This window comes from Belliella pelovolcani (assembly GCF_900156785.1).
Lineage (GTDB): Bacteria > Bacteroidota > Bacteroidia > Cytophagales > Cyclobacteriaceae > Belliella > Belliella pelovolcani.
Window position 1 is genome coordinate 43,834 of record NZ_FTOP01000015.1, and the last position, 17,879, is coordinate 61,712.

The window sequence follows — 17,879 nt, forward strand, 5'->3', positions numbered from 1 at the left end:
TTCCTATTTTTTAAAACATAATGATCATCTGATTTCAATCACTTTGAATTCTGTTCTTCTATTGACTTGATGCTCTTCTTCTGTCTGAGCATTTTGGATGATCAATTGTCGCTTACCATAGCCCTTAGCTACCAATCGGTCAGCCTCTATACCTTTTGATACGATGTACTGGACAGCTGATTCCGCTCTTCGCTGAGACAGCGCATCATTATAAGCATCAGTAGCTCTAGCATCAGTATGAGAGCTCAACTCAATACGAATACTTGGATTATCTTTCAGTATCTGCACCAACTTATCCAATTCTATCGCAGCATCTGGCCTGATATCCGCTTTATCCAAATCATAATAGATATTTTCAAGAACAATGGATTTCTCTAGAATCAAAGCATCAAGCACGATGGTCGTATCTAGGGTAATGTTTGTCACATCTTGTATCAACTCCTCCTGTCTTGGTGTCTTACCTCTGGTATCATAAGTGATACTCTTGGTGAAGAAACCTGACTTAGAAGCTATCAAAGAAAAAGTCTCGTCAGGAGCAAGCGTCAGTCTCACTCGACCATTTTGATTGGTGAAATCTCCCCCCGCCATTTTGTTGGTAGCATCGTATAATGCTACCCTTGTCTGTGGAAGAATTACTTCAGAACCATCTTCCTTTTTCTCTTTGGTAGTGACGTTTAAGAACACATTTACAATTTTTGGCTTAGGTGTTTTGTCTTCAAAAAAGTAAATATCATCATCTCCTGCTCCTCCTTCTCTGTTGGAGGTAATAAATCCTTCTTGAGGGTATTTTGTAAAGAAAATACCAAAATCATCAGCTGAAGAATTGACATTCTCTCCTAAGTTTTTTATTTCATATCCTCCTCCTTCTTTTGGCTCTGCTACAAATAGATCCAATTTACCAAAACCAGGATGACCATCTGAGGCAAAGAAAATCTTACCATCAGGCATCACTCTTGGGAACATCTCATTACCAGGTGTATTGATTTGAGGTCCGAGGTTGACCGCATTACCAAAGTCTCCATTTGCTAACTTGGTAGCTTTATAAAGATCCGTACCTCCTTGACCTCCAGGCCTATTGGAAGAGAAGTAAAGCGTATTACCATCTGGACTGAAAGCTGGTGTACTGTTCCACCAAAATTCATCTTCATTCACAGGCATCCAAATTGGTTGTGTAAAACCTCCACCTCTAAAATAGGAAGCAAACAAATGTACATCTGGCAAGTCCTTGTTTGAAGTAGAATTCCCTCTGGCATAAATAATGGTATTCCCATCTGGGCTAATGGCTATTGCACCTTGGTTGAGCCCTTCCTCATTTCTAAACTCAGGCAAGGCTTGAATATTCTGTACGTCTATTCTAGTACCCTCGGCTCTTGCTCTGAACATCTTGGTATAAGGTACACCAGTAGCTGGGTAGATTCCAGAAGCCTGTCTTGCACTAGTGAAATATATATAGCCTTCACTAAGAATGGGGGCATAATCTGGACCAGGCGTATTCAGTAATGTATAATTCTGAAGTTCTAAGTAAGGCCAGTAATCTTTGATCTCTCCTACTTTTGACAATACAGCAAGCTCATGATTAACTAACCTTAGAAAATTGTCATCCAGCGTAAGGTCTTTAGCTTTTTCAAATGCTTCTTGGGCCTCTTCATTTTTGTTTTGAGCTTTATAACTCTGCCCAAGTCTGTAATAGTTCTCAAATGTTGGGTCCTCTTCTACCAGCTTTTCATAATATACAGAGGAGCGCTCAACCCGATTCGAGAGCCTATAACTTTCTGCCACATAAAAATTCGCTTCTTTATTGTCAGGATCCTTTTCCAATACTCTCGAAAAAGTACCGATAGCATATTGATATTCTCCTGACGAGAATTGCTTTTGGCCTTTTTTCAACAAACTCGTGCAAGAACTGCCCAAGAGTGCGACTAAAAAGAATAAGAGGAGGCTTCGCTTCATTGCAATGTCAATCGGATAAATATTTCGTTTTCGATAAATTTAGGATAATAATAATAATTAATTTTCAAAGTATTTGTTTAGCCAGCTTTCTTTAGCAGGAATTAACCATTTATTCCCCAAATCTGCTTTTTCCTTTACAAGTGGGTTGAGAACAATTGTTTCAGACTGCAAGGCTCCTGACTGAATATTGCTTTTGATCCCAAAGACGGAATTTATCCTAAGATTGTCCTCAGATTCCAAAAATCCAACTTTCCCCTGATCCAGAAGATTCACACCAAACTTTTCTTCAATTTCCCTCAGCGTTCTTACTGAGCTATCGATAGAGCAACCACTAGCTCCAAGCTGACTTTCATCTACGGAAAGGATGATTACCTGATCAAATTTAATGGTAAAAGATGTGGGCATCAGCGCACCATGGGTATTCCACTGTTCACAAAAAGTAGCAAGTCTATCTTTAACCCAAACCAACTCCTCTTGCTTAAATTTCCTATCAGCTTGATATACCCATATGCGTGCGTGAGCAGGCATGCTTTCAAATTCCAAATACATATATAGCCTATTTTATTATTCTTCAAAATAAGGAGTTTCAACTTGTTTTAGTTCTTTTTCTTAACGGAGAAATAAACATAAAGGGTATAATTCTCCAAGCTAATAATTCAACCAAATTCCAGACATTAAAACCTCCCTTCTATAAACCATCCGATATATTCATTCAATTTTGTCCCGAGGAAATAAGGCAAGTTCAAAAGTCTGTATGGTTTCCCGTCAGGCGTAACAGCATTTTCAACACTCAATGTTCCTCCGTAAACCCTTACCCCGAATGAATGATTAGAAGCATCGATAAATTGATGCAATGATCTTAAAGAGCCTGTTGGACCGGATTTGATTTCAATTGGTATCAACATGTCCTGATAGCTAATGACCAAATCTACTTCTGCGCTCGATTGCCTTTTCTCTCTTACCCAAAAATTGGGTTTGTGCTCAGTCTTGACCTGAACAGAAAGTAGCTCTTGGGTCACCAAATGTGGAATCAATGCTCCTTTGTAAGCATTGCTCAAATCATCCATTTTCAAAAGCTGCCCTTGGATCCCCAAGGAGTAATTTACCAATCCAGAATCTAGAAACTGTAATCTCGGAGATTTTTTCAAATCCGCCTGAATTGGTGGCTCTAGTACAGTAGTGGGGTATACCAGCCTGATTACCTTGGCATCATCCAATATTCTAAAACACTCACCTACTTCTCTAGATCTATAATTAGAATTCCCAAATCCCTGAAACTTCACCCTCTTGTCCAACTCCAAAGGAGCGGAATTCATGATGTGCTTGATAATCTTTCTCTCTGTTTCGATGGCAGTATATTTTTCAATATCATTTTTATAAGTACCCCAAATACTTTCGTAAACTGTCGTCAGGTCAGACAAATTATTCTTGTCCAAATCTCTCTTTATGACCTCAGGCATTCCTCCTACTATAGCATAGCGATGAAATAAATCCATCAGAACTTTATGAGCCACTGGCTTGATAGGCATTGAATTAAACTGCTCTAAAGCCATTTTATGATTCAAAGCTTCCAAATATTCCTCAAAATTCATTGGATGCAAATACAGAAACTGAACCCTTCCAACTGGGAAACTGGACACTTTCTTCATGGCAAACTCTAGCAAAGAGCCAGCTGCGATAACATGAAGTTGTGGTAATTCTTCATAAAAGTAGCGCAAAAGCTTGATCGCCTTGGGCGACTCTTGAATTGCATCCAAAAACAAAAGTGTATCCTGAAGGTCATCTATCCTCAAGTTATGTGTCAAAAATACAGCCTCCACAATGCTTTGAACATCATCAAAATCTTCAAAGAATGACTTATCTGCCCTTTTCTCCAAATTCAAAGAAACAGCATACTTATACAATTTTGAAAAATCCTGGATTAATGTAGTCTTCCCTACTTGCCGAGCTCCTCTGACAATCAATGGCTTTCGCTCCACAGAATTCTTCCATTCCTCTAAATAATTGAAAACCTGTCTTTTAAATACCATATCCAAACTATCTTGTAACAAAGTAAAGGCATTTATTTGAATTTATTGTAACAAAGTAAAGGTAATTACCCAGATTTTTGTAACAAAGTAAAGGCAATTTTAAGAGAATCTTGTAACAATGTCAGGGCAATTGGGGGTTTTGAATCCTATTTTTTAAAATAAATGCTAATTAAAAAACCTGCCAGGTTATGAAAACCTGGCAGGTCTTACGCAATCAAAAATAATACGCCCCTTTTATCTCATTTACCGATTAAAACTGCCGTGAAGGATCATCGTTCACATCCTCAGCCAATATCGACATGTATCCAAATATCCATAAATATCATTCCATCCTGTATCGATAATGGACTAAATGACAGAGTTCATCGGAAAGCTTTAACAATACCAATCCACTTATATCCCCATATCCTTAGCAATCATCTCTGCTAAGTCATAGACTTTGACATCATGCTCTCGGTCCTTGTTTTTGACACCGTCCGTCATCATGGTCAAGCAAAATGGGCAACCTACAGCTATGGCAGAAGCTCCTGTGGAAAGCGCCTCTTCAGTTCGCTCTATATTGATATCCTTCTTCCCTTCTTCAGGTTCTTTGAACATCTGTGCACCACCTGCTCCACAGCAAAGACCTTTGGTTCGACAACGCTTCATTTCTACCAGTTCCACGTCTAAAGCCTTGATTACTTCTCTCGGCGCTTCATAAACATCATTTGCACGACCAAGGTAACAGGAATCATGGAAGGTAATTTTCTTTCCTTTGAACTCTCCGCCACCCTTGAGCGCTACTTTACCTTCATTGATCAGTTGCTGTAGAAATTGAGAATGATGAATCACTTCATAATCACCACCTAGCGCTGGATATTCATTCTTGATGGTATTGAAGCAATGTGGACAGGCTGTGACTACCTTCTTGACATTGTAGCCATTCATCACCTGAATATTGGCCACAGCTTGCATTTGAAACAAAAACTCATTCCCAGCTCTTCTAGCAGGATCACCTGTGCAAGCTTCCTCTGGTCCCAGTACGGCGAAACTCACACCTACTTTGTTCAATATTTTCACAAAAGCCTGTGTTACGGCTCTGTATCGATCATCAAAAGAACCGGCACAACCCACCCAAAAAAGTATTTCTGGGCTTTCACCGGAAGCGGCCATCTCTGCCATGGTTGGAACTTTATATGTTGACATTGTTTGGATTTTAGATTGTAGATTTAAGATTGTAGATTTTTAGGAGCTCTCCCATTTTGAATCATACGTCTTTTCTCTTGCTTCTTGTTTCTTGTTTCTTGATTCTTGCTTCTTATTTCGTTTCTTCATTTTTCAGCTGATCTGCCCAGTTGAATCTATCTGTAGGAGCAAATTTCCAAGGAGAAAAGGAGGTCTCCATATTCTGGAACATCGCATTCCATTGTGCTGGTGTGCCAGACTCCTCCATGGCTACGTATCTTCTCATTTGAAGAATGATAGAGAGCGGATCTATATTTACAGGACAAGCTTCTACGCAAGCATTGCAGGAAGTACAAGCGTTGATTTCTTCTTTGGTGATATAATCTCCTAGGAGAGACTTTCCGTCCTCTAAGCCTGGACCACCAAGATCAATGCTCTTTCCTACTTCCTCGGCACGATCTCTCACATCCATCATGATTTTTCTTGGAGAAAGTTTTTTGCCTGTCAAGTTTGCAGGACATTCTGAGGTACACCTGCCACATTCGGTACAGCTGTAGGCATTCATAATATTGACCCAGCTCAGGTCATTCACGTCTTTTGCACCAAAGCGACCTATTTCTGCTGGAGTTTCATCCCCCCCTTCTACCGGCATACCTAGCATCATATTGACTTCCTTGGTTACCTCTGGCATATTTTGGATCTCACCTTTTGGCTTCAGGTTAGAATACCAAGTATTAGGGAATGCTAAGAAAATATGCAAATGCTTAGAATAAGTCACATAAATAGCAAAAGCCAAAATACCTACGATATGAAACCACCAAGCAAAGCGCTCCACAGCTACCAATGTCCCATCTCCCATGTTCAAAAATAATGGTTGAATCATATCGCTAAAGAAAAGCCCATTCAGTAAGGTATAGCCCTCTACTCCTCTTGTTGCTAAAATTTGATCTGTGGCATTCATGGTCAGAATGGCAAACATCAAAATGATCTCAATGACCAAAATCAAATTGGCATCCATCGCTGGCCATCCTTTCATCTCCGGTTTATTGAATCGCTCCACCTTCATCACATTTCTCCTAATCAAAAATGCAACACAGGATACCAGCACTGCAATCGCTAAGAACTCGAAAATATTCATCGCCACACCATAAAAGCTTCCTAAGAAAGGTGCGAATATCCTATGACTTCCCGTGATTCCATCAATGATGAACTCTAAAACTTCCAAGTTGATGATGACAAATGCAACGTAAATCAGCAAATGCAAAAATGCTGGAATGATACGCTTAAACATTTTCTTTTGTCCCAATGCTACCAATAGCATGGTCTTCCATCGCTCTTCTGGTTGATCATTTCTAGTCTCACCCTTGCCCAGCATAATGTTCCTTTTGAGGAAACTGACTCTTTTATATAAAAAGAAGCCTGCAAGAGCAAAAATCAAGAGAAAAGCTATCTGAGGTAAAATGCTCATATTGATTTAATTAGTGTTTTTTGGTTGAATTTACTACAATTTTTTTATTCGAATCATTTGCAAGAATAGAACAAATATCTACCTTTGCATCACTTTAAACAACACGATGGTGATGTAGCTCAGTTGGTAGAGCATCGGACTGAAAATCCGTGAGTCGGTGGTTCGAATCCACTCATCACCACAAGTCCCGATAATTTCGGGACTTTTTTTATGCCCTTTTCATTCGTATTTACTTTGTTATTTGGGTTTAGCATTACTTACTTTTTAACCCATGCAAAATAATAAATAGTAGGCATGCATACTATTTTTCTTTATAATTTAAATTGAATCTAATTTGAGATTTTTTTTCAAATTGCTGTAACATTTCCAAATCTCATGCATCACCTACTCGAATGAAGTCATTTTTTGAAGCACATATCTGGTCACTGAAAAGCAAGCTTTATCGCATGGCCTACCTCTGGGTCAAGGACAAAGAGGTGGCTAATGATGTCTTACAGCAGGTTTTTGAGAAGGCTTGGATAAAAAAGAATGAACTTCAAAAAATGGAAAATCCTACTGGCTGGATGGTAAGAAGTTTGAAAAATGAAACACTGCAGCATTTTCGAGCAAACAAAAAGCTAGAACCTCTAGGAGACCAAGAGATTGAAGAGGAAGCTATACCTCAAGATGAGGAGACATCAGAAAAATTAAAGCTTGTATTTAAATTCCTTGAGAAACTACCCGAAAAACAAAGAGAGGTATTTCAACTACGGGAAGTAGAAGGATTGACTTACGAAGAAATCGCAGCATACCTTGAAGTAAATCTGGATCAAGTCAAAGTCAACCTTCATCGTGCCAGAAAATCATTGAGAGATTACTTAAGCAATCAAAATGAAAGCAGATATAGAAATTCTATTAGATAAGTATTGGGAAGGGAAGACATCGCTGGAGGAGGAGAAAATGCTAAGACAACTCCTTATGAAAGCAGAAGGGTTTGAATCAGAAAAAGCTTTTTTTCAAGGTATCGAAGAAATCGCAACACTTGAAGAAGTACCTTTTACTATTCAGAGAAAAAATCCTTGGATTACAAATTGGATGCGTATTGCAGCCGGCATCATGCTATTCCTTGCTTCGGGAATTGTATTGAATCAATACCTACACCAACGTGCAGAAAAAAAGGCCTACCAAGAAGTCATGCAGGCCTTTGCTTTGATCAATTCAAATCTTGAAAAAGGAACTAACAGCATGTATGTGATGCAAGAATTCAAACACTTGAGTACCCCACAACAATTATTCGAGACAAAAGAAGAAAAATGAACATGATAAAAAGAACTTTATTAATGCTGTTTTTACTCCTGATCGTCTCAGGAGTACAGGCACAAGACGATGCGATTATCAAGTTTTTTTCCAAGTACATGGATGATGATCGATTCTCTAGGGTCTACATCAGCCCCAAGATGATGCAGATGGCAGGTGGATTTCTCAAATCCAATGAAGTGAAGTCGGACAAAGAAGCTGCAGACCTAGGCGAGCTAATCGCTAAAATCAGAGGCATCAGAATCCTCACTGCTGACAAAGTAAATGGAAAGCCACTCTACAATGAAGCCATGTCCACCTTGACCAAAAACAAGTACGAGGAACTCATGGATGTGCAAGACAAAGATTCGAGTGTGAAATTCATGGTCAGAGAAGAAGGAGGGCGTGTCCGTGAGCTTTTAATGATCACTGGCTCCAAGGACAATTTCACACTGCTCAGCATGCTGGGAAACTTCACCTATCAAGACCTAAATATTCTTGCCGATAAAACGAATATTCCAGGGATGGAAAATTATAAGGGAGGGAAGTAAAGGATGAAGGTGGAAGTGTGAAGGACGAAAAAAAGACACGAGAAGCAAGAAGCAAGAGACAAGGAGCTTATTGAGAATTGTGAAGAAAGAACTACGCACATAAAGAAGGATTAAAAATTGAATTTGAAGGTAAAATATTAAAACAAATGAAAAAGCAATACACACTTCTTACAATAGCATTTTTAGTACTGATTAATCTCAGTGGGTTTGGACAAACTGAACCTTATGAAACAATCAATAAGAGTTTAGAAACTCCAGTTGAGCCAAAATTACTTTGGCCTTGGGAAGATGAATTATTGAAAGATGCAAATGTTTCAGATTTCAGCGCTTCTTATAAACTAAGATTTAGCGAAAAAGAAAATTCCGAGCTTGTCATTGATTTCAAGAATTTTGAAAAAATGGTTTCTGCTGTCTATTTGAAAGATCAGGTTTCAGGAAAGCTTCTCGCAGAAATATTAGAAAAGTCTATTTCTGATGACTTCGAACCAGTTTTTGAGCAAACTGATGGAGAAGATATTTTTTACATGTATTCGAATGGTGATAAAAATCAAGAGGAGGTCTATTTTCTAGCAACAAGTAAAGAAAAGTACGAACTCTTATATTTCAAATACAAGCCTAATACCAAAGAAAAGAACAGGCTTCAGTTTCAATTAAAGAACGTTTTAAATAAATAATCCCAACTATGAAAAAGTACATCCTATTATCCGCAGCTGTATTGATGCTTTTCGCTCAAAGCAGTTTTGCACAGAGCAAGTCCGTGGAGGCTTTATACCAAAAGCACAAAAGCAATCCAGATTTCTTCCATATGGACCTTGGTGGCAATTTTATGAATTTCGCCAAAGGTTTCAATATCAACCTCAGTGAGGATCAATCTTCACTTTTGACCAAGTCTCTAGAGCGTATGAAGTTCTACAAGCTACCAAATCAAGCTTCTTCAAAAAGTGATTTCCAAGGGCTTCAAAAAAGCTTAGAGAAAGAAAAATTTGACCTGATGATGGAAGTGTCTGAGAAAAATAACAATGTCATGATCTACACAAAAGGCAATTCCAAAATCAGCGATATCGTCATGATGATCAATGACAAAAACAGTGATTTTATCATACTTGAACTTCATGGAGACTTTGATGCAAAAACGCTTTCTGATGTGGGGAAATCCGTTAGTAAATAAGAATATTAGCCACGAAGGCGCAAAGGCACGAAGTTTATCTTTATGCCTTTGCGCCTTCGTGGCAAAAAACCTACACGAATTCAAACCCATCTAATGCTGTTTGACTTTTTCAATGGTATATTTCTAACCAAAGGGTGTATTTTTGGTTCTGAAAACAGAATAATACCGTAAATACATCCAATATGAGTAAGAACAAAGCAAAAATAGGCGTCTTATTAGTCAACTTGGGAACTCCAGACAGTACTGCTACTGGAGATGTCAGAAAATATTTAAGGGAATTTTTAATGGATGGGAGGGTGATTGATTTCCCCTTTATCCCAAGATGGATGCTGGTAAATTTGATTATCGCACCATTTAGAGCTCCAAAATCTGCAAAAGAATACCGCAAACTTTGGACGGATAGAGGTTCTCCACTACTTTTTCACACCGAGGACCTACGTGAAAAATTGATCCCTAAGCTAGATGCTGAAAAATATATCGTGGAGATCGCCATGCGTTACCAATCTCCAAGCATCGAGGAGGGCTTGAAAAAACTGAATAAGGCCAATGTCAAGAAAATAATTGTCATCCCACTATTCCCTCAGTATGCCTCTGCCACAAATGGCTCAGTGGTGGATAAAGTCATGGAGATCGCTAGAACTTGGCAAATCATCCCTAACATCACCTTTGTCAACAATTTTGTTGAGCATCCATTATTCATAGAAGCTTGGGCGGAATTGGGTAGAGAGATGATGGCCAAAGATGAATATGACATGTATCTCTTCTCCTACCACGGCCTTCCTGAGCGGCAGATTAGAAAAGGTTCAGTGGATGGCTATTGCCAGCTCTCTGATAAGTGCTGCGGCAATTACACCAAGAAAAATCAATTTTGCTACAGAGGCCAATGCTTCCATACCACTAGACTGGTAGCTGAAAAATTGGGCCTTCCTGAGGACAAAGTATTGACCTGCTTCCAATCCAGACTAGGTAAAGACCCTTGGATCAAACCCTACACAGAAGATATCATCAAAGAACTGGCCGAAAAAGGCATCAAAAAAGTGCTGGTCTTCTCTCCTGCATTCGTAGCGGATTGTCTAGAAACAACCGTGGAAGTTGGTGAGGAATACAAAGAAGAGTTTGAAGAGCTAGGCGGAGAAAAATGGGACTTGGTACCGAGCTTGAACTCTGGCGACACTTGGGTGGCTTGCGTAAAGGACTTAGTAGAAAGCAATAGTTAAGTAAGATCCCCAATCGAGCTTCAGTAGAAAAACTTTTCTCAAAGAGCTTTCGCTTTAAAATGATAGATTAAATAAATTATGTATATCTGCAATTAGACCAGTAACTAATATATAGTCTGTCTTGAATCAAGCCGATATTAATAGATATTGGATATTCATTGATATTGATTATAAATCTAAAGTTTATTTTATAATGAAAACTCCACTGGTAAGAAAGCGGACAATCATAAAATAAAGAAAGAAAAAGGTTTGTGTAAAATGACATTCATTTAGCACAAACCTTTATTTTTCTCCAAATTGCACATCAAATACCAATCATGCCAACGAAACAAACTTCACAGCCACTCTATTTACAGCCTTGGTTTTTATTTTTAGGGATCATGTTAGTGGCCTTCAACCTCCGCCCTTCAATCACTGCCGTAGGTCCATTGATTCCCATGATCAGAGAAGATTTAGAGCTTTCTAATGGCTGGGCGGGTTTTCTTACTACGCTACCTTTGCTCACATTTGCTACTTTTTCGCTGTTTTCAGCAGCTATTGGAAAAAGATTAGGAAATGCCAAAGCAATTCTACTCGCGCTATTCATACTATTAGCTGGCTCTATCATTCGTGTAATAGGTGGGCCTGATTGGCTATTTATAGGGACAGGCCTGACTGGAATTGGAATCGTGATATGCAATGTCTTATTGATCCCCCTGATCAAAAATAGGCTCCCACAAAAAATCGGCATCGTTACCGCATCATACACAACAGGCATGACACTGACAGCCGCCATCGCATCAGGCATCAGTGCTCCCCTAGCGATAGACTTGAACTTGGGTTGGCGCGGCTCTTTGCTTGCTTGGGCTATTTTGATTGTAGTTGGGATTATCTTGTGGTTTCCACAGGTCAAATTCCCAAAACCTCCAGTCAATATGAATGATACTGAGCCAAAGGTAAATGTATGGAAGTCCAGACTGGCTTGGCAAGTAAGCATGTTCATGGGAGTTCAGTCATTACTCTTTTTTACCTTAGTAGCTTGGCTTCCTGACATGATGATCGATAGAGGGCTAAGTGCTGTAGAAGCTGGTGTTTTGATATCATTGATGCAAATAATTGGCTTAGTGGGCACCTTCCTAGCTCCTATTATTGCAGTCAAGTTTAAAGACCAAGTAGGAATCGTTCTGGCACTTGGAGCTCTATACATCTTGGGCTTTAGCTCTTTATTTATCCACGAGCTATGGGTGAATTACATTGGGTTGACCTTTGTGGGCTTTGGTTTGGGCTCAAGTATTTCATTAGCCTACACCTTAATAGGCCTAAGAACAGGAACAGAAAAAGTCACTGCTTCTCTATCAGGCATGTCCCAATCAACTGGCTACTATTTGGCAGCCCTTGGCCCATTGCTTTTTGGAATTACTTTTGACCTTTTTGGCAACTGGAATCATTTGATTTATCTGATGTTGCTTTGTTCTCTTTTGTTTACATTCTTTGGCGTAAAGAGCGGAAGAGCACGTATCATTGGTCAAAAAACTGTAAAATAAGCCATCCAATTGATTGAAGCCAATTGGATGGTAATATTATAATCAATCGTCCTTGCCTCCTGCTCCTTTGAAATGATCTGCCTTGTCGGCAAAGAGCACATTGAAAGTGGTTAGCGAACCATACGCCCTTGTAATGTACTGTTGAAGATGTATCCTGTCTTCATCATCCAACTTTGAGTGATTATTGATATTTTGTTCTAATACCCTCAAGCGCTCCCTTACCATCACGATTTTATGAAAGAATGTTTCAATGGGAATTTCTTTATTATTCAATTCAGGGTTAAAGGGGGTCAAAGTAATCATGCCTTTGATCCATTTTTGAGCTAATTCCACCTTTGGAACTTCTGGCTTTGGCTGATTCCTTTTGATGACATTTTCCACTGCCTTTTCTATATCCAAAATTGAAATAGGCTGATATTCTGCCTCTTTTTTCTCTACGAGATCGAAGTTTGGATAATCTCTTGCAATGGTTTTTACCTCGGCGGTGAAATTGAAATAAATTTTGTAATAAGATGCATCTGCTTCTACTACTACACCCTTCCCAAATTTGGGATGACGGATTTGACTCCCAATTCCTAAATCTAATGTTGACATAATTTTGATTCTAATGTTTAAAAATTATTCTGACAATTTAACAATTACACTTCAAACCACCCCTAAGAATTTACTTATTCTAAGTTGTTTTTTGATCTATCTAAGAGATTTCGCTAAGTGGGTGAAATTAAAATTTTATTTTCCTTCCATGGAATGGTATTTGTTAAAAATGGTTGAAATATGTTTTAAAATGGTTTTTTAAAATAAAATTCTGAAATTATCAAAACCATTTCCTTAAAAATAATCTCTTCAACAAAACACAAAAAACATGCATTCTTCGAAGCTTCTCATCAAATATGGTGGGAACGCCATGGTCAATCAAAAATTAAAAAGTCAAATTGCTGCAACCCTCCAACATCTGAAAAAAGCAGGCCACCAGATAGTTTTGGTCCATGGAGGAGGACCATTTATCAACCAAGCCTTAGAACAGGCCAAAATTCACTCCGAATTTATTCAAGGACAGCGTAAAACTAGTCCTGAGGCGATGGAAGTAGTCCAAAAAACTTTAATTGGTGAGGTCAATGCAGATCTTGTTTCACTTTTTTCCAAACACCAACTTCATGCAGTAGGTCTTTCCGGGTTAGATGCTAACCTGGTAAAAGTATCAGCCAAAAAAATCCAAGTCAAGCAAGCAAATGGCACCATAGATCAACTAGATCTAGGACGTGTAGGGGAGATTGAAACTGTTCAGCCTATTCTTATCGAGTCCCTGGTCAAAGATGGCTTTATGCCTGTAATCGCCTGTATAGGTACTGACGCAGAGGGATTATCATATAACATCAACGCCGATGACTTTGCCGGAGAAATAGCCGCAGCCATAGAGGCAGATTATTATATTTCTCTGACTGATGTGGACGGCTTATATGAAAATTATCCTGATCCCAAGTCGGTCCTGAAAGAGATTGCCCTGAAGCAGCTTCCTTCATTCTATGGAAACATCATACAAGGTGGTATGATTCCTAAAATCCAATCTTGTGAAAATGCACTTAAAAAAGGAGTCAAAAATGCACTCATTCTGAATGGAACCAAGCCAGAACAGTTGTTGCAGTTCTTCGAAAAAAACCAAGTTCTAGGCACCAAAATCACACATTAACCATGGAAAATATAGATTTACATTTAATTGATCAACAATATTATCTCCCAACTTTCAAAAGGATTCCCATCACACTTGTAAAAGGTGAAGGCAGCAAGCTTTGGGATATAGAAGGAAAAGAATATACTGATCTACTAGCTGGAATAGCTGTCACTAATGTGGGGCATTGTCATCCTAAAGTGGTCAAAGCGATTCAAGACCAAGCATCAGAGCTGATGCATATCAGCAACTTTTTCGTCAGTCCCATGCAGGTGGCGCTTTCTGAGTTGCTGGTGAAAATATCTGGCATGAATAGGGTGTTCTTCACCAACAGCGGGGCAGAGTCTGTAGAAGGAGCTATCAAAATCGCCAGAAGGTATGCCCACAGCAAAGGAAGAGGGGGAAAAATCATCTCAATGGAAAACTCCTTCCATGGTCGAACACTTGCCACCATTGCTACAGGGCAAGCCAAATACCAAGAAGGCTTTGGACCCATGCCCTCAGGCTTTGCACAAGTACCATTCAATGACCTTGAAGCGATCAAAAGAGAACTCTCTGACGATGTAGCTGCGATCATTTTGGAACCAATCCAAGGAGAAGGAGGAATACGTCCTGCCAGTCCTACATACATAAAAGAATTAGCTGTGCTTTGTGAAAAAGAGGATGTTGTACTGATTTTTGATGAAATCCAGTCGGGGATAGGAAGAACAGGACATTGGTTTGCCAAGGACTATTTTGGAATCACACCTGATATCCTTACTTCAGCAAAAGGTTTGGGAAATGGCATGCCAATAGGTGCTTTGCTTTGCAATGAAAAGATTGCGGGAGCTATCCATTTTGGAGATCATGGGACTACTTTCGGCGGAAACCCTCTAGCCACAGCTGCATCGATCGCAACGCTCAAAGTCATCATTGACGAGCATCTAGTCAAAGAAGCCAAAGAAAAAGGAGACTGGTTAAAATCAGAACTGATCAAACTCCAACAAAAATATCCTTCAATTAGAGAAGTGAGAGGCCTAGGAATGATGCTTGGAGTGGAACTTGACAGTCCAGCGCTACCTGTGATGCAGGCCTTGCTAGAGCAAGGATTTATAGCCAATGCAACGGCGGTCAATGTACTTCGCCTAGTTCCAGCCATGAATATTCCAAAAAGAGATTTGAAAAACTTCTTATCTGCTTTCGAGCAAATCTTAATCACCAAAGAAAATAAAAATGACTAAGCAAAAATATAAAGTAGCCATCATCGGAGCGTCTGGCTTTACAGGTTCAGAGTTAGCAAGACTTCTAAGCCAACATCCAAATATAGAAATCAGCCATATCACTTCTGAATCTCACGCAGGAAAAGCTTTCTCTGAGCTTCATCCGCAGTTTTTAGGGATGATTGACCAAAAACTTGAAAGTGCTGCTGTAATCGAGGAGGCAGAACTGGATGTGCTCTTTTTAGCATTACCGCATGGAGTATCCATGGATTTTGTGAAAAAATGGCATCATAAAGGCTCTAAAATCATTGACTTATCAGGAGACTTTAGGCTTTCTAGTCCAGAAGTATACCAAGAGTGGTACAATAAAGAGCATGTATTCACCGAAGGATTTGAAAAAGCCAGTTATGGGCAACCAGAACTTTTTGCTGAAAAAATAAAGCAAAGCAATCTTGTCGCCAATCCTGGATGCTACCCAACTGCTTCTATATTGAGCCTCGCGCCGCTATTCGCAGAAAATATGATACAAAATCACTCTGTCGTCATCGATGCTAAATCAGGATTAACAGGTGCTGGTGTAAAAGCGAGTGAAAACACTCATTTTTCAAATGTCAATGAAAATTTCAAAGCTTATGGAGTAGGTGAGCACCGCCACACCATCGAAATAGAAGAACAATTTTCTTGCTTGAGTGATGGCGAAGTTCGAGTACAGTTCACACCTCACCTTTTGCCTGTAGACAGGGGGATTTTAGCAACTTCCTATGCTAAAACTAAAAAGCTAACCACCCAAGAAGAACTTACTAAACTCTATGAAGACTTTTATCAAGACAAACCATTTGTTAGAGTCAAAACATCTCCTCCTAGCATCAAAGATGTCAGAGGGAGTCATTATTGCGATATTTTCCCTTTTTGGGACAAAAGAACAGAACGTGTGATTGCTATAGCGGCTATTGACAATTTACTCAAAGGTGCTGCTAGTCAAGCTGTACATAACATGAATTTGATGCTTGGCATAGAAGAGACAGCAGGACTCAATCAAATACCACTCAGACCTTAAGAAAAAGTTATGATCAAGAATATTACAAACGTCAAAGGAATCAAATGCTGGGGAGCCCATACGGGTGTGAAATCCATGCGTAGAGATTTGGCTATCATTTATTCAGAAGTTCCAGCTGCTGCAGCTGCCGTTTTTACCCAAAATAAGGTAAGGGCTGAACCCGTAGAAATTTCTGAGAAAAACATCAAAAATCTCCAAGCACAAGTCATTGTCTGCAATGCTGGTAATGCCAATGCCTGTACAGGTGAGCAAGGAAGAAAAGGAGCAGAAGCGATGATGAAAGTTACCGCCGAACTACTCAATATTCCTGAAGATGATGTAATCATTGCATCTACAGGGCTGATTGGAGAACCCTTTCCAACTGAAGATGTTGTAGGAGGAATCAGAGAAAATATCCATAAACTCAGTGATGACCCAAAAGCAGGTTCATTTGTTGCCAATGCAATTTTGACCACAGATACTTTTGCCAAAGAAGGTTTTGTGGAATTTGAACATGATGGCAAGACTATCAACATGGGTGGCGTAGCCAAAGGTTCGGGGATGATCCATCCTAATATGGCTACCATGCTCAACTTCATAGTCACAGACTTAAATATTGAGAAAGAACTGCTGGATCAAGCACTCCGCTATTGTGTAGATAGAACTTTCAATATGATCACTGTAGATGGAGACACCTCCACCAATGATATGGTTGCCATCATGGCCAATGGTATGGCCGGAAACAAAATCATTGATCAAGAATCGGATCCTGGCTTCATCATTTTCAGAGAAAAACTGATGGAGCTAATGACACACCTAGCCAAATTGATCGTGTCAGATGGAGAAGGAGCTTCCAAATTCATTGAATATAAAGTAACTAAAGCTAGAACAGAAGAAATTGCAAGAAAGCTTGTGAGAGCTATTTCAGACTCAACCTTAGTCAAAACGGCCATGTTTGGCAGGGATCCAAACTGGGGTAGAATCATTGCCGCTTGTGGCAATTCTGGAGTGAATTTCAATTATAAGAAGGTAAATCTATTTATTGGAGATTCTGAACACCTGGTTCAGGTCTTGGAAAAAGGACAACCTTTGAAAATTGATAAAAATTATATCAAAAAACTACTCAGAGAATCTCAGATCAGAATCATCTTGGAAGTGAATACTGGAAAAGAGACAGGCATCGGCTGGGGCTCAGATTTGACGACTGACTATGTATTATTCAACTCTGTATATACAACTTGATAATTTGTCAGCCGACATCAGTCAAAAGCCTTAGTAATTAAATAGAGGTTTCTATTAGGAAATTATTAGCTAAGCACTTAAAACATAAAGGGGCTTTAATAAAACAACAAAGGGAAAATCTTTTAATTTTTCCTTTGGAATACCTTCCATGAAGCTTTTGATGAAAATGGTTTTCCCAACCCTTCTGGGGCCAATTAATAAGACAACCTTATTAGGTAGTAATCGCTTTAAAAAAAGGGATGCTATCGCTCTTTTGTATTTCATATTTGAATACTTATTCCTACAAAAATAAATTTAAAAACTTGAGAAAAAGAATAAATTGACGGAATTTACATTAATTCCGTCAACTAACTGACGGAATTTACATATAATTGAATCAGTCTATAGAAC

The 17,879-nt window shown here is 39.1% G+C and carries 18 protein-coding genes and 1 tRNA gene; 12 read left to right on the plus strand and 7 right to left on the minus strand.

Annotation, left to right across the window (positions count from 1 at the left end; all coding sequences use genetic code 11):
* Nucleotides 1-24: 24 nt before the first annotated feature.
* The 5 genes from BW935_RS14720 to BW935_RS14740 form a co-directional block, all read right to left on the minus strand.
* The gene (locus BW935_RS14720; RefSeq protein ID WP_076502549.1) at nucleotides 25-1,950 is read right to left on the minus strand and encodes a CHU_0125 family OmpA-like outer membrane integrity protein; all 1,926 of its coding nucleotides are present in this window, start codon (nucleotides 1,948-1,950) and stop codon (nucleotides 25-27) included.
* A 57-nt stretch (nucleotides 1,951-2,007) separates the two neighbouring features.
* A complete protein-coding gene (locus BW935_RS14725; RefSeq protein WP_076502550.1) occupies nucleotides 2,008-2,499 on the minus strand; it encodes a hypothetical protein in 492 nt (163 codons plus the stop codon).
* A 125-nt stretch (nucleotides 2,500-2,624) separates the two neighbouring features.
* On the minus strand, nucleotides 2,625-3,980 hold the full coding sequence (locus BW935_RS14730) for an ATP-binding protein (RefSeq protein ID WP_076502551.1): 1,356 nt from the start codon (nucleotides 3,978-3,980) through the stop codon (nucleotides 2,625-2,627).
* A gap of 393 nt (nucleotides 3,981-4,373) precedes the next feature.
* On the minus strand, nucleotides 4,374-5,165 hold the full coding sequence (locus BW935_RS14735; RefSeq protein WP_076502552.1) for a (Fe-S)-binding protein: 792 nt from the start codon (nucleotides 5,163-5,165) through the stop codon (nucleotides 4,374-4,376).
* A 112-nt stretch (nucleotides 5,166-5,277) separates the two neighbouring features.
* Nucleotides 5,278-6,612, minus strand: coding sequence for a 4Fe-4S dicluster domain-containing protein (locus BW935_RS14740; protein WP_076502553.1), 1,335 nt, complete (start codon nucleotides 6,610-6,612; stop codon nucleotides 5,278-5,280).
* 108 nt (nucleotides 6,613-6,720) lie between these two features.
* On the opposite strand from BW935_RS14740, the gene BW935_RS14745 reads away from it, so the two are divergent.
* From BW935_RS14745 to BW935_RS14780, 8 genes are all read left to right on the plus strand, one after another.
* Nucleotides 6,721-6,793 (plus strand) — tRNA-Phe (locus BW935_RS14745).
* Nucleotides 6,794-7,004: 211 nt separating this feature from the next.
* A complete protein-coding gene (locus BW935_RS14750) occupies nucleotides 7,005-7,514 on the plus strand; it encodes an RNA polymerase sigma factor (protein ID WP_076502554.1) in 510 nt (169 codons plus the stop codon).
* Nucleotides 7,483-7,908 (plus strand): hypothetical protein, encoded by a 426-nt coding sequence (locus tag BW935_RS14755; RefSeq protein ID WP_076502555.1) that lies wholly within the window; start codon nucleotides 7,483-7,485, stop codon nucleotides 7,906-7,908. The genes BW935_RS14750 and BW935_RS14755 overlap by 32 nt, the downstream gene beginning before the upstream one ends.
* A 23-nt stretch (nucleotides 7,909-7,931) precedes the next feature.
* Nucleotides 7,932-8,438, plus strand: a complete 507-nt coding sequence (locus BW935_RS14760; protein WP_245802715.1) for a DUF4252 domain-containing protein — start codon at nucleotides 7,932-7,934, stop codon at nucleotides 8,436-8,438.
* A gap of 146 nt (nucleotides 8,439-8,584) precedes the next feature.
* The gene (locus BW935_RS14765) at nucleotides 8,585-9,112 is read left to right on the plus strand and encodes a hypothetical protein (protein ID WP_076502556.1); all 528 of its coding nucleotides are present in this window, start codon (nucleotides 8,585-8,587) and stop codon (nucleotides 9,110-9,112) included.
* Between the two features lie 8 nt (nucleotides 9,113-9,120).
* The gene (locus BW935_RS14770; RefSeq protein ID WP_076502557.1) at nucleotides 9,121-9,606 is read left to right on the plus strand and encodes a DUF4252 domain-containing protein; all 486 of its coding nucleotides are present in this window, start codon (nucleotides 9,121-9,123) and stop codon (nucleotides 9,604-9,606) included.
* A gap of 182 nt (nucleotides 9,607-9,788) precedes the next feature.
* Nucleotides 9,789-10,823, plus strand: a complete 1,035-nt coding sequence (gene hemH, locus BW935_RS14775; RefSeq protein ID WP_076502558.1) for a ferrochelatase — start codon at nucleotides 9,789-9,791, stop codon at nucleotides 10,821-10,823.
* 317 nt (nucleotides 10,824-11,140) lie between these two features.
* Entirely contained in the window at nucleotides 11,141-12,346 is a 1,206-nt protein-coding gene (locus BW935_RS14780; RefSeq protein WP_076502559.1) for a CynX/NimT family MFS transporter, read from the plus strand.
* A gap of 42 nt (nucleotides 12,347-12,388) precedes the next feature.
* Here BW935_RS14780 and BW935_RS14785 read toward each other — a convergent pair whose 3' ends face one another.
* Entirely contained in the window at nucleotides 12,389-12,940 is a 552-nt protein-coding gene (locus BW935_RS14785) for a hypothetical protein (RefSeq protein WP_076502560.1), read from the minus strand.
* 268 nt (nucleotides 12,941-13,208) lie between these two features.
* Between BW935_RS14785 and argB the strand changes: the two genes are divergently transcribed.
* Genes argB through argJ form a run of 4 tightly spaced genes read left to right on the plus strand, consistent with a single transcriptional unit; the run spans nucleotide 13,209 to nucleotide 17,489 of the window.
* Nucleotides 13,209-14,033 (plus strand): acetylglutamate kinase, encoded by an 825-nt coding sequence (argB, locus tag BW935_RS14790; RefSeq protein ID WP_076502561.1) that lies wholly within the window; start codon nucleotides 13,209-13,211, stop codon nucleotides 14,031-14,033.
* A 2-nt stretch (nucleotides 14,034-14,035) separates the two neighbouring features.
* Complete coding sequence (locus BW935_RS14795; protein WP_076502562.1) at nucleotides 14,036-15,232, plus strand: aspartate aminotransferase family protein; 1,197 nt, start codon at nucleotides 14,036-14,038, stop codon at nucleotides 15,230-15,232.
* On the plus strand, nucleotides 15,225-16,268 hold the full coding sequence (argC, locus tag BW935_RS14800) for an N-acetyl-gamma-glutamyl-phosphate reductase (RefSeq protein WP_076502563.1): 1,044 nt from the start codon (nucleotides 15,225-15,227) through the stop codon (nucleotides 16,266-16,268). The genes BW935_RS14795 and argC overlap by 8 nt, the downstream gene beginning before the upstream one ends.
* 9 nt (nucleotides 16,269-16,277) lie before the next feature.
* A complete protein-coding gene (argJ, locus tag BW935_RS14805) occupies nucleotides 16,278-17,489 on the plus strand; it encodes a bifunctional glutamate N-acetyltransferase/amino-acid acetyltransferase ArgJ (protein WP_076502564.1) in 1,212 nt (403 codons plus the stop codon).
* 69 nt (nucleotides 17,490-17,558) lie between these two features.
* Here the strand turns inward: argJ and BW935_RS14810 are convergent, their stop codons facing one another.
* Nucleotides 17,559-17,753: a hypothetical protein gene (locus BW935_RS14810; RefSeq protein WP_076502565.1), complete on the minus strand. Its 195-nt coding sequence runs from the start codon at nucleotides 17,751-17,753 to the stop codon at nucleotides 17,559-17,561.
* Between the last annotated feature and the right edge of the window lie 126 nt (nucleotides 17,754-17,879).